Origin of the sequence: Parafrankia colletiae (genome assembly GCF_001854655.1) — a bacterium.
GTDB classification, from domain to species: domain Bacteria; phylum Actinomycetota; class Actinomycetes; order Frankiales; family Frankiaceae; genus Parafrankia; species Parafrankia colletiae.
In genome coordinates, this window is the sequence record NZ_MBLM01000111.1 from 1 (window position 1) to 15,515 (window position 15,515).

The following is a 15,515-nucleotide window of genomic DNA, read 5'->3' on the forward strand; positions in this document are numbered from 1 at the left end:
CCTCAAACAAGATCAGAAAACGGTCACCGATCAAGCTCGGCAAGCGGCGGCTTGACACAGGGCAACTCATGCCAGCACCCCCGCGACCTCCGAGGGCACCCCCGCCGGGTCGGGCGCAGCTGCGGGCGTCGCACTGCTGGCCGGTGGGCGAGTGAGCCGGGTGGGGGGTTCGTCAGCGGGCGCGGGCCCGTGGTGGCCGGCGAGGTGATCGACCAGGCGCCGCTCGGCCCGATCACGCAGCCGGTAGACGGTGCGTACCGGGGTGGCGTGGCGGGCGGCCCAGGCGGCGACCGAGACGTCATCGAGCCGAGTCGCGGCGACGAGCGCGGCCTCGGTCTCGGTCAGGACCCCGTCCGCGACCGCGCCGGTCAGGACCTCGTGCGGACTGTCCGCTCGGGTCTGGGCGACGGTGCGGGTCTGGAACAGGCCCGGGTCAGGATGCGGGATCTCCAGCGACTGGGTGAGCAGGTCCAGACCGGCGCGGTAGGCGGCCCAGCGCAGCCGCACCACGATCCGCGGCAGGTCCAGGCGGACGGTCGCGAGGGCGGTGAGGAAGCCGGTCAGGACCTCGGCCTGCACGTCGGCCGGGTCGAGATCGCTGTGCTCGCCGAGCCGGGAGGCCACCGCCCGCAGCGCCGGCAGCGCCATCCCGGCGGCGCCGACCGTCCACGCGCCGCGACGGGCGCGGGCACGGCGGATCACCGCCTTCCAGGCGGCGTCGCTGGTGGCCTGCGGGCAGGAACGGGCCAGCAGCCGGTCGCGCAGCTCGTCCAGCGCCACCAGCCGGTCCGGCAGACCCGGTACCCGCGTGCCGTCCAGGGCGAGCGGGTCGGGGTCGGTGACCAGAAACGCGAAGCAGTCCCGCAAGGTCGTCAGAGGCAGTGCGGGCGCGTTCGCGCCAGCGGTTCGCACAGGAAGGGGAGACGTTTCGTCGGTCATTGTTCGCCGTCCTTCGGGTGTCGTGGATTTCGGACAGCCCCAAGGACGCCACATCAAAGACAGCGAAAAGACAGCGCGATCTCCCAGAGAATGAACAGCAAAGATCGCTGTGCATTCGGAACAATCACAGCGGGACGATGCAAGGCACTTCCTGCGCCCCAGCACGGCCGCGTGCCAGCAGCTGGCCCGGACCTGACAGCGGGCCTCTGACCTGGGGTTCTGCGACGCCACCAGCGCCCTACCGGTGATCGCTAGCACATGCCCAGCGATCACCAAACGGCGCTCGCTGGCACCGGCAAGAAAAATCTTGAAAAAAGTTTCCGGGCCACTCTCCGGGGTGCTCCCAGCAGGATGACAGCGATCAATAGTCCGGTCGGACTAGACCCTGCACAGCGGGAAATATCTTGGAAAAATTCGTGAGGGTGGTGGCAAAAAACAGCACAGCAGCCGGTCTCCTTTTGCGACCGCGGAAACGCCCCGTCGTGAAAGGCAGGACCATCAGTGCCCACCCCATCCGAGTCCGACCGCAACACCCTGCCGGTCGTCCCGGCGGGCCGGCCGGCGACCGTCTGGCCGTGCCCGCCAGCCACTCCCGACCAGACCTCCGCCGGCTGGCTTCCGTCCGCCGTGGAACGCCTCGTCGTCACCGTCAGCCGACCTGACGACCCGGTCCTGCTGCTTACCGAGCCGCCCCTGTCCCAGCCCACCCGGCCGGCCGAGCCCGGCGACGACGAACTGGGCGAGGGACTCGTCGCCTGCGCCGGGACCGTCGCCCGACTCGGGCGGCGCGTCCAGGTCCGGACCGCGCCCGGCGACGCGTCGCCGCGATGGACCGGGTCCGCCTGCGGACCGGACCTCGTGCCCGGTCGCGGTCCGGACCCCGACTGCTTTCTGCTGGTCGTCACGGTCGTGGAACCGACCCGGATCGGCTGGTTCACCCGCATCGACTGGGGCGGTCTGCTGGCCGTCGGCGGCACGCTCGCCGTCGTCAGCCGCTGCGAGAGCTTCGGCGGCTGGCTGATCGACCCCACCGTCGAACTGGCCCTCGCGGCAGACCGCAGCGGTCTCGCGCTGCTCGATCGGATCGTCCTGCTGGAGGTCCCTCTGAGCCAGCTCGACAGGCCCGCCACGCCCATCCCCGCCGGCGTGGTCGCCCAGCGGGTGCATTCCGACTTGTTACTGTTCACGGCTGTGAACGCGCCGATGCCGCCGGCGTGGGACGCAGCCTGATGACCGGCGAGGTCGAAACGTGGCGCTGCGACGCGCGGTGGGYGACGGTCTGGCCGACCAGCCGGCACACCATCACCACCCCGCCGACCGACGGACCCGCAGCCGTGTCGTCCTCCCCCTACGGGGAGGCAGCGGTGTCAGCGGCGGTCGCCGCCCACGCGATCGCGCTCTACAGCCGACCCGGGGACACGGTCTGCGACCCGGACTGCGGAACGGGAACCGTCATCGCCGAAGCCGTCCACGCCCGCCGCCATGCCATTGGCATCACCACCGACGCCGACCGGTGGGAGACCGCCCGCGCCGCGCTCACCCTGACGAAGGCCCGCGGCGCCCGCGGCGACGGGATGATCCTCGACGCGCTCCCCACCGGCGAGTCCTGGACCGGACTCGGACCGGTCGACCTGGTCCTGACCGCAATCGGACCGACCGACTCCGACGGTCCGGTCCGGGACCGGCTGCGCGCACGRCTGGCGGCCTACCGGAAGCTGTCCCGGCCCGGCGGGCACCTCGTCGTCATTGCCGCGTACCACGTCGAGGGCGGGGTGGACCTGGCCAGTCACATCGCTGCCGCCGGCCGGGACACGGGCTGGCGGCCGGTGCAGCGCGCTGTCGCGCTCACTGCCCTCCCCCACGTTCGGGAGCTCGGCGTGTACCGCCCGGACAGCCGGGCACGCGCCTACCCGGTCCACCAGGACGTGATCATCTTCGGCGTCGAGGGCGGGCGCACTCGCCACCTGCGCCTGGCGGGCCCGCCGCCCCCACCGGCACCTCGCACTGCCCTCAGCGCATCGCACCGCCCGGCCGCCTAGCCCTCTGCGCCGGCCGGGTGGTGCGGTGAGCGCACCACCCGGCCGGCTCTGCCTCCTGGTTGGAGCCCCGCATGTCTGACCTGCTGCCCATTCCCGCGCTACCGCCCGCTCCGCCCGAGCCGCAACACCGCCCCAGCCGGTGGTGGCGCCTCACCCACCCGCGCGCAGCCCGGCAGGCCCGGCTGCTCGCCGCCCACCACGCCTGGACCACCCAGCGCGCCCGCCAGGCCCAGATCGACCTCGTGCGCGCCGGATACCACCTCGGCCCGGTGCCCTTCGGCTACCGTGCCCACCGCGTCACCGTTTCCGACGCCAACGGGGTGATGCGCCGCCGGGTCCGCCTCGTCATCGACCCCGCGTCCGCCGCGACCGTCAGCATGATCTACCGCTGGCGGATCGAGGACCGGCTCAACCACACCTCGATCGTCACCCGCCTCACCGTCGAACCCGACTGGTACCCCATCCCCCTCGACCCCTACAGCCACACCCGACGCCCCTGGACGCTCGAAGCTGTCGCGCGCATCCTGACCAACCCCGTCTACACCGGGGCCACCGTCTGGGGCCGCACCATCGCCGGTCGTGCGGTCCCCCCGGAGGAATGGGTCATCTGCCCGGACGCCCACGAACCGATCATCGACGGGCGGACGTTCTTCCACGCCCAACTCCTCGCCACCCCCAAGACCGCGATCCTCAGCCCCCATCTACCGCCCTGGGAGTTTCCCATTGCCCCCCGGACCAGTCCAGGAACGGGAACTGACGGCGATGGTTCAGGGCCTGAGTTGCTTGATGGGCATTGGAAGTGACTGGGTGAACGCGTCGGAACGATTTCTGTCTTCAGCTAGTTCCTGGCCTTATCCTGTTCATGGATCGGCTTACCTCGGCGCTGCGGTGGGCTGGGCTCAATGACCGGTCGACAAAGCGGGGAGCGTGAATCGTCGGTCCACGTCATCATGCCGCCGACCCCTCCACCGATGACACCTCCGGTCGCGATCGCCCTACTGAAAGTAATCCGCACCATTCATCGGCGGCGCACCGAGAAGGGTAAATTTTCAAAGGAAGATCGATAGGCCGTCACGAACGGCGAATAAAAAGACAGGAGGGTTTCCGGATGATCCGGTTCGCGTTCGAGGGCCGATGCTCCACCGAGGATCAGCAGGATCCCGAATCCTCACGGGCATGGCAGATAACTCGCGCCAAGGCACTGATCGAGCCGCACGGCGGCCAGATCGTCACGGAGTACTTCGACGCCGGGCAGTCCAGGTCAATTCCCTGGCAGCGGCGCCCCATGGCCAACGCCCTCCTCCAGGATCTGAAAGATCCTCATCGCGGTTTCGAGGCGGTGGTCATTGGCGAACCGCAGCGCGCCTTCTACGGCAACCAGTTCGGCCTCGTCTTCCCGCTGTTTAGCCACTACCGGGTGCCTCTGTGGGTGCCCGAGGTGGGTGGGCCGATCGATCCCAACAACGAGGCCCACGACCTCATCATGTCGGTTTTCGGCGGGATGTCCAAAGGTGAACGTAACCGGGTAAAGGTCCGAGTACGTGCAGCGATGGCCGCCCAGGCGAAGGTGGAAGGCCGCTTCCTGGGCGGTCGACCCCCGTACGGTTACCGGTTGATCGATCTGGGCCCACATCCGAATCCGTCCAAGGCGGCGGACGGTCGGCAGCTCCACGGCCTCGCGCTGGACGAGGTGGCCGCGCCCGTCGTGGTTCGGATCTTCACCGAGTTCCTCCTCGGTCGCGGCATCTTCGCGATCGCGGAGAGGCTCACCCGGGACAGCATCCCCAGTCCTTCCGCCCACGACCCGGCCCGCAACACGCATCGCAGCGGGAAGGCGTGGTCGAAAGGGGCCGTCCGCGCGATCCTGACCAACCCCCGCTACACCGGCCGGCAGGTCTGGAACCGCCAGCGTAAGGACGAGGTACTCCTCGACGTCGAGGACGTCGGCCTCGGACACACCACCAAGCTGCGGTGGAACCCCCCAGACAAGTGGATCTGGTCAGAGGAGACGGTCCACCCGGAGATCATCGACATCGAGACGTTCACCCAGGTACAGGAGCTTCTCGCGGGCCGGGGCCGAGGTACAGGTGATCAGAAGACACCGCGGACACGCCAGCCCTATGCGCTACGTGGCGCGGTTCACTGTGGGGTCTGCGAGCGCAAGATGCAGGGACACACCGCCCGCGGCGTGACCTACTACCGGTGCCGCTATCCGCAGGAGTACGCCCTGGCCAACACGATCGCCCATCCGGGGAACGTCTACGTCCGCGAGGACATCCTCGTCCCGGCGCTCGACAAGTGGCTCGCGGACACGCTCACCCCGCCCCGGCTGGCCGAGACTCTGGACGCCATGGCCGCTGCGCAGGCGAGTCCGTCCATCGACGATCTGGCCGCGCAGCGAGCCCGCCAGACGATCGAGGCGAGCAACGCCAAGCTCACGAAATACCGGGCGGCTCTGGACACGGGAGCCGATCCGGCGATCGTTACTGGGTGGATCGCAGAGGTACAGGCCGAGAAGACTGCCGCCGAGCGGGACCTCCGCGAAGCACGGGAGAACCACGTACGGCAGCTGACACGCGACGAGATCAGTAGCATGGTGGAGTCACTCGGCGACATCGTCAGCGCCCTAGCAGAGGCGGAGCCGGCCGAGAAGACGGATCTGTACCACTCGCTCCAGCTACGCTTGACCTACCATCCCGCGACCAACACGGTAAGGGCCGACATGAAGATCGACACAAGTTACCGTGGGGTAATGGATCGTGTCCGAGGGGGGACTTGAACCCCCACGCCCGATAAAGGGCACTAGCACCTCAAGCTAGCGCGTCTGCCATTCCGCCACCCGGACAAGGTGTGGTTCTGGGCTGCTCGCCCGCACCGCAGATGACTCTACACGGTCGCCGGGGCCTCTGACGCTACGCCTGGCCACCGGCCGATCAAGCGCGGACCGATCGCGCGCGGGACGCGCCTGATCGACCGGAGCGCGGCGACGTCCCGGGTCCGGCAGGGCGCCGCAGCAGGCAGAACACAACCGAGAGCGCCGGGCCGAACGGCCAGTGGGAGCGGCGGACCGCGCCCCGGCTAGGCCCGCACGGTGGATCTCGGTGGATGGCGACAGGGAGCACCGCCTCGGGGGCCGTGGACCCCGAGGCGGTGCGGACGACGGTCAGGGTGTGGGTGGTACCGCCAGCCAGCGGGCGCGGTACCAGAGGGCTACTTGGAGATCCAGATCTCCTCCGGGAGCAGAGAGCCGGAGCCGTACTGCACCAGACCGTGGACGTCCTCGCCGGCGATGGCCCCGCTCGCGACACGGGCGATGAAGATCAGCGGCGTGGTCTCCCGGATCCGTTCCTGAACGGTCTCGTAGGCGGCTTTCCGGTCTGCCTCGCTGGTGGAGGTGCGTCCGGCCAGCAGCGCCCTGTCGAGTTCGGCGTCATTGAGGCCGGTGAGGTTCGACGGGGATCGTCCACCGAGGACGGTGAGCAGGCGGGGCTCGGGGTCGTGGAACATGGCCGAGGAAATCARCATGTCGAAGTCGTAGGTGGCGCGCAGCTCGCCGAACTTGGACTGGTCGATGACCTGCAGGTTGACCTTGACGTTCTTGAAGCTGCTGAGCTGCGCCTGGACGTTCTCCGCGATCATCCTGCTCTCGCTGCTGGGGAACGAGTAGAAGGTGAAGGAGACGGATTTCCCGGCGGCGGCGAGTTCGTCGAAGAGACGCTGGGCGGTCGCCCGGTCCGTCTTACGCAGAGGGCTGTCCGAGTAGAACGGGGAGGTGTTCTCGAACAGGGTTTCGGCGAGTTTCGCCTCGCCGTTGTAAACCGAGCTGTTGAGCGCGTCGAAATCGATGGCCGCGGCGATGGCCTGACGGGCACGGATGTCGTTGAACGGGGCCCGCCGCGAGTTCATGGCGAGGTAGATGCCTCCGTTGAGGCTCTGGACGTCGACGCTCAGATTCTGGCCGTCAGCCTTGGCGAGGTTCTGCCAGGTCGACTCGATGGTGACGTCGGCTCCGCCGGTGAGCACCGTGTTGTAGCGCTGGGTGGCGTCGGTCAGCACCCGGATGGTGAGCCGATCGAGGTAGGGCTTGGGGGCGTCCCAGTAGCGGGGGTTCTTCGTCAGTTCGATGGCGCCCTGGCGGGCCCAGCTCTGGAGCGTGAACGGCCCGGCGCCGGCCGGCGCCGCGTCGAAGGCCTCCTGGCCCTTCTGCAGCGCGGTGGGCGAGGCGATCCAGTTCAGCGAGGAGGTGGTGATGGAACCGGCGAAACGCGGGGTGGGGTTGCTCAGGGTGACCTTCAGCGTGAGGTCGTCAACCACTTCGGAGGAGGTGACCGACGCGGCTTCCGCGCGAGAGGGGGAGCCGGTGGCCGGGTCCTTGAGCCGGTCCCAGTTGGTCTTCACGGCTTCGGCGTTCAGCGGTGTGCCGTCCGAGAACGTGACGCCGGGACGCACCTTGAGTGCGAAGGTCGCACCGTTGTCCGTAGTGGTGAACGACTCGGCCAGCCCGTAGTGGAACTCTCCGGATTCATCATCCGTGATCAACGTCCCGTATAAGGCGTTCCCCAGCACGGCCTGGGATGCGTAGGCATTCCCCAGGGCAGCAGGGTCCAGGCTCCGCGGCTCGCCGACCATGAGGACCTGGCCGCTTCCGCCGGCGACCGGCGTGCCCGCGTCGGCCTCGCTGGAACCGGTTTCCGAACCACCACCACCTCCTCCACACGCGGCCAGCGTCATCGCTCCCATGGCGGCGATGGCGAGAACCTTTCTACGAAGCATCGACGGTGGCATCGACAGCCTTTCTTTCGAGTATGCGCGCATGCGGAAACAACCCACGGGCACGGGCCCTCGGGTCAGCAGCCAGCTGGCAGGGGAATTACCCCGCGGATGTTCTTCCTCGCGTCACCAGGCCGATTCGACCGCAGGTCGTGATCAGGCCGGGAGACGCGTACTCGTCACCGTTGCGCAGGGGCTTGCGGCAGCATGGTCAGGGCGAATCCTGCCCGGGTCGGGCGGTTCCCGGCGGAGCGCCGGCGCCACCGCGGCGAGAGGACTGGACGGTGATACGAGGTCGAGCGACGAAGGACACCCAGCTGGTTCAGCAGATCTGCCCCCACATCCTTGTTCGCTATAGCAAACGGTGCGGTTGATATCTTAACCAACCATAAATGCGGAGAACGGGGAGGTCAACGGCCTCCGCGCCGGTGACCAGCCCCTTACCGAGACGCCGAGGCGGCCGTCGACGGCGCTGCGGCCCGTCGGCCGGACCGGTCGATGCGTGCACGACCGCAAGCGCCGTGACCAGCGTCAGCTGCCATCGACAGGCCGGACCGCCTCCGGCGACGCGATGCGCCAGGCGTTGGAGCCGCCAGGTACCGGAGATGCCGGGCGTGGAGGTGTCAGGCGTTGGAAGTGTCAGGCGTGGGCGTCACTGGAAGTGTCTGACGTGGGCGTCAGTCGCCAGGCCCCGGCGTCGTCGGGCGAGCGTCCGCCGATCTGCCTGGTGATCTCCATGGTCGCCTGGAGGAGGCGCCGGCCGCAGGGATCGACGTCCTTCGCGCTCAGGCCGCCGGGGAAGCCGCTCAGGGTGAGGGTCAGGCAGGCTCGGCCGGTGCTGTCGAAGACGGGTGCGCTGACCAGGCCGAGCCGGTGGGACTCGATGCCGTCGACGTCGACGACGAGGTAGTCCTCCTTCGCGTCCATGGCCGCAAGGACGCGCTCGACCGCCTGGCGGACGTCGCTGTCGCCGTAGTTCTCGGCGAAGGCGTTCAGGGCCTGCGCAAGGCCGTGCCGGTGCTCCTCGTCCAGCGCGACCGTGTAGCCGCGGCGCCGGATCGTCCTGATGGCATCGCGGTAGAGGTCGAGCCGGTGGTCGTCGAGGCGGGGGCTGAGCCGGCGGAGCCACCRCTCGACGCTCTCGGCGTCGGACCAGGCGATGAAGGCCGTGCCCAGGGGTGGTGTCAGCGGAACTCGGCTGCCGGGCCGGGATCCGAAGCCACTCGGCTCCGGGCTGTCGCCCTCGACGGCGAGGACGACGATGTCCCCGCCCGCGACCGTGCTCGCCATGGCCTGCGCTCCGAACTCGTCGTGCAGGCGGCGCAGGTGGGGCCGGGAGAGGTCGAGGGCCTGGCGTTCGGGGCCGGCGGCCGCGTCCCCGACCGCGACCAGCGCCGGGCCGAGGCGGTAGCTCTTGTCCGTGCTGTCCCGCAGTAGCCAGCCGGCGTCGGTGAGGGTGGCCAGCATCGCGTGGGCGGTCGCCTTGTTCATGTCCAGCTGCCGGGCCAGTTCGGACAGGCCGAAGGCACGGCCCGGATACCTGCTCAGGAAGGTGATGAGCGTGACCGTCCGCTCGACACCGGGCGCGGGCCGTGCCATCAGGTCCGGTTCCCGTTCCGGCGCCGACCGCGCGGGCGCGACGCCTCGGCCGCGGCCGAGGCCGAGGCCGAGGAACGCCTCGCGCTTGTCCTCATCGACGGTCCCGTCCAGGTTGGAGTGGTGGCGGCGGCGTGTGGTCTCGGTGTCGACCAGGCCGGGAGCGATCGTGTTCCCCGCGCGCCCTCCGGGCCCGGTTCCTTCGCCAGGGTACTGCCGGGTCAGGTGGACTTCGGCACGTAGTTCTCGGCGAAGATCCTGACGACGTCGACCCAGTGGTCGAGGGTCAGCTCCTCCTGCGGCGGAACATCCACGTCGGCCATGAGATCCCGGTACTCGAAGACGGCGAGCCTGGTACCGGTGGATTTCTCCGTGTCCATCGGGAACGAACCCATGCCGTAGTAGGACGACTTGTCCTCCAGCGTCGATTTCGGAAACTCGCCGTGGTAGAGCGGGTTCCGCCCGCGGAAACCGGGTGGCGGCGAGGCGACGTCCTTTCCGATACCGCCGCGCATGACGTCGCCGAACCGCACCGTGTTCCACCACTCGGCGATCGTCGGCCCGTGTTCGAGCAGGGTCCACCTGACCGGGTGGCGCTGCAGCGCCGGGCGCGGCTGCGCCACCCATTCCGGCAGCGTGACCGGCTCGACGTCCGAACGGACCGCGGTGTCGGTCGCCTCGGGATCGATCCGGTACGGCAGCGGGAAGAGGCGCAGCTCGTTGATGTCACCCCATTCCTCGGGCCAGAGCACCTCGGTGACCGGCCGGTCGAGGATCGCCCGCTCGGCGTCGTCGAGCGACATGTACATCGAGTGGAAGTCGGTGCGGTGYAGCAGCCCGAACATGTCCTTCGGGGAGTCCGAGCCGACCAGGATCCGGGCCGTCGCCGGCGGCGCCGGCAGCTCGCAGACCTTCTGGTTGACGRCCCGGGCCGCCGCGCTGTGACTGAAGTCGAAGAAGGCCTTGCTTTCGGTGGGCGTGGCGTTCGACCCGTCCTGGCCGGCGAAGGAGGTGGGCGACGACCGGATCGCGCGGAGCAGGAAGAGGTGGCAGGCGGCCATGAAGCCGTAGAGCCTCGACGACTCCCTGGCACTCGCCGCGGCGTACCCGGGCAGGTTGTCGAAAAGGTCGTTCATGTCGCCGGCCTCGGAGCGCACCTGGTCCTGCCGCTCGCTGCGGTTCCAGACGGAGGTCAGAAGCGTGGTGAACCCACTCAGCGGGACGCCCACGGTCCCCTGCGCCTGCGCGCGGAACTTCTCGTCGTAGAAGCGCACCGCGCAGTCCGTCAGCCAGACGCCGCCCGCGATTTCCTGACCCTTCCGGAAGATCACACCGGACGACCCGTGCCGCTCGGCCAGCATCGCTCTGGCCAGGTTGACGGCGGCCTCGGTCGCCGCGACCGCCTTGTCGAGGGTCTCGCACGGCGGCGTGACGAACTCGAGGTCCGCGCTCGCACCCGCGCGGCGGGACTCGTCCCCTTCCAGGGTGGTTCCGGTCTCCAGATGCCGCCAGGCCGTCTGCCGCTCCCCCACCCCGGGCCCCGCGGGTACGGCGAGCCCCGTGGGAATCGGCTCGAACGCATTGGCCGTCTGGAATTCGAACCCGAACAAAATGCCCCCCCTCCGGCGCCGGGCCCCCTCGCCCGGCCGGCATCACACGGTAGACGGACAAGGTTCCCTGTTTCGGGACATCGTCGAAACCTGCCGGAGTTCCCACGCCGCCCGGCAGGCCGAGTCGGTCCCCACGCAGCCGGGCATGGTCCTGCCGAGGAACTCCGCCGCGGCAAGAAGATGGACCACCACGAGATCGCCGCGGAGATGTCCCGGGCGCTGGGCAGACCGGTCACCTGTCTGCCCGTCAGCCTCGACGAGTTCACCCACCAGATGCACGCCCGCGGTTTCGGCGACCACATCATCCAGCATCTGCGCTCGGTCGCGATCGACTACCGCAACGGTGTCTTCGCCGGCACCAACGACATCGTCAGGACCGTCGGTGGTGTCGACCCGATGGGCATCGAGGAGTTCGTCACCCGCAACAAGCAGTACTACGACGACAGCTCGGCCATCAGTTTCTGGTGAGGCCGATCGTAGAGCGGCCCTTCGCCGAGATGGCAGCCATCAGCGGCGAGCCGGCGCTCCTGTCCTTCGCCGCGGATGGCCGGGGCGATCACAGTGCGACCGCGCCGCGCGGCCTCGGCCACCAGCGCGCGCCGGATCGCGTCGACCAGCGCCACGTCGCTCTCTCCCCCGGTGTGGAAGRAGGCCTGCGCATCACGGTCAGTCCCGCTGAGAGTCTCGTCAGTCCCGCTGAGAGTCTCGTCGAGCCGGATGATGTCGACCGGCAGCAGCCCCAGCATGCTCAGCGTCGCGGGGTCGCCGGCCACGTCGGTGAGGGCGCACCGGACGCCGTGGCGGCGGAGCCGACCGAGCATCGTCCGGGCCGTGGCGAGTTGGCCGGCGCCGGCCGCGGCGACGCTGAACCCGGGGATCACCAGGTGGGCCGGCAGCCCGTACTCGGCCAGCACCTCGAGGATGTCGGTGACCAACGGTCCGTCCACGGCTCGGCTGGCCGAGAAGGGGACGAGGACGGCCGGCCGCACCGCACGATCCTCGGGACGCACGTCATCAGCCACGTGAGGCGCACCACCCAGGCCGTCCGGACGGCCCGCGTCTGCCGCTGCACCGGCGAGGTCGCGGCAGCAGCGTTGGAGCAGGAACATGTCGACAGCCCGGGCGAATCCAGCCCGGTCGGCCAGCTGGCCCAGTCGCCCGCCCTCGATGCGGCCGAGGTCCGGGTGGGTCCAGCGCGCCCGCGCGTGGGAGGCGACCGTACGGCCGTCCACGAGGTCGACGACAGGCCGGTACGCGACATCCAGCGTCCCGGTGCCGGGCTCGCCTCGCAACGCTGCCGCGAGCTGGCCGCCGAGCTGCACAGGTGAACTGGCGGCGGGCGTTCCTGCCCGCCGGACGACAAGGCCGCCCTGTCTGGAGCTCTTGGCCTCGTACATGGCGATGTCAGCGTCCCGCAGCAGGCTGTCCGCCGTGACCGGCGTCGCGGGCACGGACCGCGCGGACCGCGCGGGTTCGAGGGCAGCCCCGCCGTCGACGCCGGCGGCGGTACCGGCATCTGCTCCGATGCTGGACGGATCGGCGACCACGAGGCCGAGACTGATCCCCACCGGGTAGCCGCGGCCTGCCAACCGGAAGGGCGCGCGCAGCGTGCAGGCGAGCCTGCGGGCCACCGCCTCGGGGTCTCCGGACGCGTTGTCCAGGACGACGGCGAACTCGTCTCCGCCGAGGCGGGCGACCGTGTCCGTGTCGCGGGTACCGTTCCGGAGCCGGCTGGCGACGGCCCGCAGCAGCACGTCACCTGCGGAGTGCCCGAGGTTGTCGTTGATCCGCTTGAAGTCGTCGACGTCGCAGTACAGCACCGCGAGCGGCCGGTGCCGGCGGGCGTGACTGGTCACGGCCCGCTCCAGCCGCTCGGCGAACAGCGCCCGGTTCGCCACACCGGTGAGCGGGTCGTGGAAGGCCTGATGGTGCAGCTCGCGTCGGCTGGCGTCCACCAGGGACAGCAGCTGGGTGTTCTCGCCGATGGTCGCCAGCTGCCGGGAGACGAGCAGCATCAGCAGGCCGATCAGACCGTACAGGTCCAGGTCGTCGAGCCGCGCCCCGACCGCCAGCCGGATGAGGGTGAGCACGCCGACGGCGGCGAACGCCAGGTAGGGCAGGGCGGCGCGCAGCCCGAAAACCCAGGATCTGATCCGCGGACGGGCGTCCGAGGCCGGCGGCCGGTCCGGTTGCCGCACCAGCGCACCGAGGAGCAGCAACAGCCAGGAGACCAGGTACCCCAGGTGGACCGCCGCCGGCACCTTGCCGTTGGTGGCCGCGGCGAAGTAGAGGTATGCGCCCATGGTCAGGGACAGCACGGCGATGCCCGCTCCGAGCAGTGCCAGCACCCGCACCGAGCGAGGCCTGCGGACCGTCCCCAGAAGCGCCGCGGCCACCACGAGGATGAGCCCGACGGCGGTCGCGCTGAAGGTGATGGTCAGGGCGGGTCTGCTCAGCGACGTCCGGTGGATCACCGGCGCGAGCAGAGTCGCCCAGGCCGCCAGCGCGGCTGATCCGACGATCAATGTGCTGTCCAGCACGGTGATGGTGTACCAGTGCCGGCTGTGACGCCGTGGCAGGCTGCGCGGCCCGGCCCGGGCGAGCACGAGGTCGGACGGCAGGAGCAGCAGACCGGCCAGCGCCGGTAGGTAGGCCAGGAGGAACGTCGCGTGGCTGATTTTGATCTCGTTGTAGACGTCGACACCGTGGACGAGTCCGTGCCAGGCGTTCAGGATCGAGATCAGGAACCCCCCGAACGCGGTGATGCCGACCAGCAGGCGCCACGGCCGATCGCCTTCGGGTGCCCGCCGAGCGGTGACCAGCAGCACGACGGTGAGCGCCAGCGTCGCCCCCGTGCAGGCCATATCGACGGACTGGAGGTCGTGGGGCTCGGGCAGCACGACCACGCAGATCATGGTGAGCAGGGCGAACGCCCCGCACACCCCGCCCGCGATGAGCGCCGGCCCCGGCCGGCGGGCCCGCACCCCGGATTCGTCCCTGGATTCGGCCATAGGCATACGTCACATCCCCGATCGGCGTACCGGGCTGGACGGATCGATCTGGATACCACGTCCATAGACCGCCGATCGACACTATTCTAACCAGTAGTAGTCATACAAATTCTTTAGGTGATTAACAGCCGAGTTCCATGCCCGGGTGTCGGGTGTCGGGTGCGCCGTGGCGTGACTGCGGTCGACGCGTGACGCGGGTGGCCAGGGCTGTCGGCGTGCGTGCCGTGTCCGGGTGCCCGGGGGTTCAGGCGGCGGCGAGGGTATCCGGACCTCGTGTGCTCTTCACTATCCCGGTAGAAAAATGGGATAATTGAGCCCGTGACCTGGGTAGACGAACTCGAGCAGAGGGCCGCCGCACGGCTGCCCCGGGACGTGTACGACTACTTCCGACAGGGCGCCGGCGCCGACCACACGCTCGGCGAGGCGACCCCGGCCTGGGACGCCGTGCGGCTGCGCCCCCGGGTCCTACGCGATGTCACCGAGGTCCACACCGCCACGACCGTCCTCGGTACTCCCGTCGAGACCCCGGTCCTGGTCGCCCCGACCGCCGCCCAGCACGTGGTCGAGGCCGGCGGCGTGGTCGCCACGGCACGCGGCACGGCGAAGGCGGGCTCCCTGATCTGCGTCTCCTGCCTGACCGACGCGCCCTACACCGAGGTGCGGGACGCCAGCCCGGCCTGGTGGGCGCAGGTCTACGTCCTGCGCGACCGTGCCGTCACCCGGGACCTGGTGGCACGGGCCGTGGAGGCCGGCGCCGGCGCGCTCGTGCTCACCGTCGACACCCCGGTCCTCGGCGACCGCCCCTACCCCTACCCCTACCCCTACCCGTGGCCGGGTTCCGACGCGCCCTGGTACGGCGGTCGCCTCCTGACCGACATCGCACCCGAGGACATCGCGACCGCCACGGACGTCACCTTCGACGACATCGGGTGGCTGCGGGAGATCAGCCGCCTTCCCGTCGTCGTCAAGGGCATCCTGCGGGCCGACGACGCGGTGGCCGCCGTGCAGGCGGGTGCCCGCGGCGTCGTCGTCAGCAACCACGGCGGCCGCCAGCTGGACGCAGCCGTCCCCACCGCCACCGCCCTGCCCGAGATCGCCCAGGCCCTGGCGGGCAGCGGAGCCGAGACCTACGTCGACGGCGGGCTCCGCGGCGGCGTCCACGTGCTGGCCGCCCTCGCCCTCGGCGCCCGCGCGGTCCTGATCGGCAGGCCCACTCTGTGGGCGCTCGCCGCGGGTAGTGCCGACGGGGTCCACCACCTGCTGGAGACCATGACCGGCGAGCTTCGACGAGCGATGACGCTCGTCGGGGCCCGCGGCATCGACGAGCTCACCCCGGACCTGGTGGAACGGGCCGGCTAGGAAAATCTGCCGCTGTGTGTTATTTCCGTGACCGATTGTCCTTATGTTGACAAATCGGTCCAGCTCAGACAGCCTGCAGACATGACTTCGGGTCTGTGCATCGCCGCGGGTCTAAGTTCATTTTTTCGATCGACTTAGAGATGTACGCGGTAGGCACTGCCCCGCGACTCTCCCCTTCGTCGCCACGTCAT

Annotated in this window: 11 protein-coding genes and 1 tRNA gene; 6 read left to right on the forward strand and 6 right to left on the reverse strand. The window is 69.7% G+C overall.

What is annotated here, in order from left to right; translation table 11 throughout:
- Nucleotides 1-66: 66 nt before the first annotated feature.
- Nucleotides 67-939 carry a hypothetical protein gene (locus CC117_RS14410; protein ID WP_071084381.1) on the reverse strand — a complete coding sequence of 291 codons (873 nt, stop codon included), beginning with the start codon at nt 937-939 and terminating at the stop codon, nt 67-69.
- A 501-nt stretch (nt 940-1,440) separates the two neighbouring features.
- On the opposite strand from CC117_RS14410, the gene CC117_RS14415 reads away from it, so the two are divergent.
- From CC117_RS14415 to CC117_RS14430, 4 genes are all read left to right on the forward strand, one after another.
- A complete protein-coding gene (locus tag CC117_RS14415) occupies nt 1,441-2,169 on the forward strand; it encodes a hypothetical protein (RefSeq protein ID WP_071084383.1) in 729 nt (242 codons plus the stop codon).
- On the forward strand, nt 2,169-2,978 hold the full coding sequence (locus CC117_RS14420) for a DNA methyltransferase (protein WP_071084410.1): 810 nt from the start codon (nt 2,169-2,171) through the stop codon (nt 2,976-2,978). Before CC117_RS14415 ends, CC117_RS14420 begins: the two co-directional genes overlap by 1 nt.
- A gap of 71 nt (nt 2,979-3,049) precedes the next feature.
- Nucleotides 3,050-3,781 carry a recombinase family protein gene (locus CC117_RS14425; protein ID WP_071084385.1) on the forward strand — a complete coding sequence of 244 codons (732 nt, stop codon included), beginning with the start codon at nt 3,050-3,052 and terminating at the stop codon, nt 3,779-3,781.
- Nucleotides 3,782-4,086: 305 nt separating this feature from the next.
- Nucleotides 4,087-5,757: a recombinase family protein gene (locus CC117_RS14430; protein WP_084132103.1), complete on the forward strand. Its 1,671-nt coding sequence runs from the start codon at nt 4,087-4,089 to the stop codon at nt 5,755-5,757.
- Here CC117_RS14430 and CC117_RS14435 read toward each other — a convergent pair.
- The 4 genes from CC117_RS14435 to CC117_RS14450 all read right to left on the reverse strand — a co-directional run bounded on the left by CC117_RS14435 (nt 5,739) and on the right by CC117_RS14450 (nt 10,954).
- A tRNA-Leu gene (locus CC117_RS14435) sits at nt 5,739-5,823 on the reverse strand. The two genes, CC117_RS14430 and CC117_RS14435, sit on opposite strands and share 19 nt — an antisense overlap.
- Nucleotides 5,824-6,188: 365 nt before the next feature.
- On the reverse strand, nt 6,189-7,793 hold the full coding sequence (locus CC117_RS14440) for an ABC transporter substrate-binding protein (RefSeq protein ID WP_407673528.1): 1,605 nt from the start codon (nt 7,791-7,793) through the stop codon (nt 6,189-6,191).
- 594 nt (nt 7,794-8,387) lie between these two features.
- Entirely contained in the window at nt 8,388-9,347 is a 960-nt protein-coding gene (locus tag CC117_RS14445; RefSeq protein WP_071084387.1) for an IclR family transcriptional regulator, read from the reverse strand.
- Between the two features lie 218 nt (nt 9,348-9,565).
- Complete coding sequence (locus CC117_RS14450; protein ID WP_071084389.1) at nt 9,566-10,954, reverse strand: hypothetical protein; 1,389 nt, start codon at nt 10,952-10,954, stop codon at nt 9,566-9,568.
- Between the two features lie 180 nt (nt 10,955-11,134).
- On the opposite strand from CC117_RS14450, the gene CC117_RS14455 reads away from it, so the two are divergent.
- Nucleotides 11,135-11,422, forward strand: coding sequence for a Rossmann-fold NAD(P)-binding domain-containing protein (locus CC117_RS14455; RefSeq protein WP_071084391.1), 288 nt, complete (start codon nt 11,135-11,137; stop codon nt 11,420-11,422).
- Here the strand turns inward: CC117_RS14455 and CC117_RS14460 are convergent.
- Complete coding sequence (locus tag CC117_RS14460; protein ID WP_198541851.1) at nt 11,389-13,965, reverse strand: GGDEF domain-containing protein; 2,577 nt, start codon at nt 13,963-13,965, stop codon at nt 11,389-11,391. The two genes, CC117_RS14455 and CC117_RS14460, sit on opposite strands and share 34 nt — an antisense overlap.
- A gap of 318 nt (nt 13,966-14,283) precedes the next feature.
- Here CC117_RS14460 and CC117_RS14465 point away from each other — a divergent pair, with 318 nt between their 5' ends.
- Nucleotides 14,284-15,324 carry an alpha-hydroxy acid oxidase gene (locus tag CC117_RS14465; protein ID WP_071084393.1) on the forward strand — a complete coding sequence of 347 codons (1,041 nt, stop codon included), beginning with the start codon at nt 14,284-14,286 and terminating at the stop codon, nt 15,322-15,324.
- The last annotated feature ends 191 nt before the right edge of the window (nt 15,325-15,515 follow it).

Bases quoted from the DNA above. Each gene is read 5' to 3' on its own strand.
- CC117_RS14425 (WP_071084385.1), top strand. From the start codon at position 3,050: ATGTCTGACCTGCTGCCCATTCCCGCGCTACCGCCCGCTCCGCCCGAG.
- CC117_RS14455 (WP_071084391.1), top strand. From the start codon at position 11,135: ATGGACCACCACGAGATCGCCGCGGAGATGTCCCGGGCGCTGGGCAGA.
- CC117_RS14430 (WP_084132103.1), top strand. From the start codon at position 4,087: ATGATCCGGTTCGCGTTCGAGGGCCGATGCTCCACCGAGGATCAGCAG.
- CC117_RS14410 (WP_071084381.1), bottom strand. From the start codon at position 939: ATGACCGACGAAACGTCTCCCCTTCCTGTGCGAACCGCTGGCGCGAAC.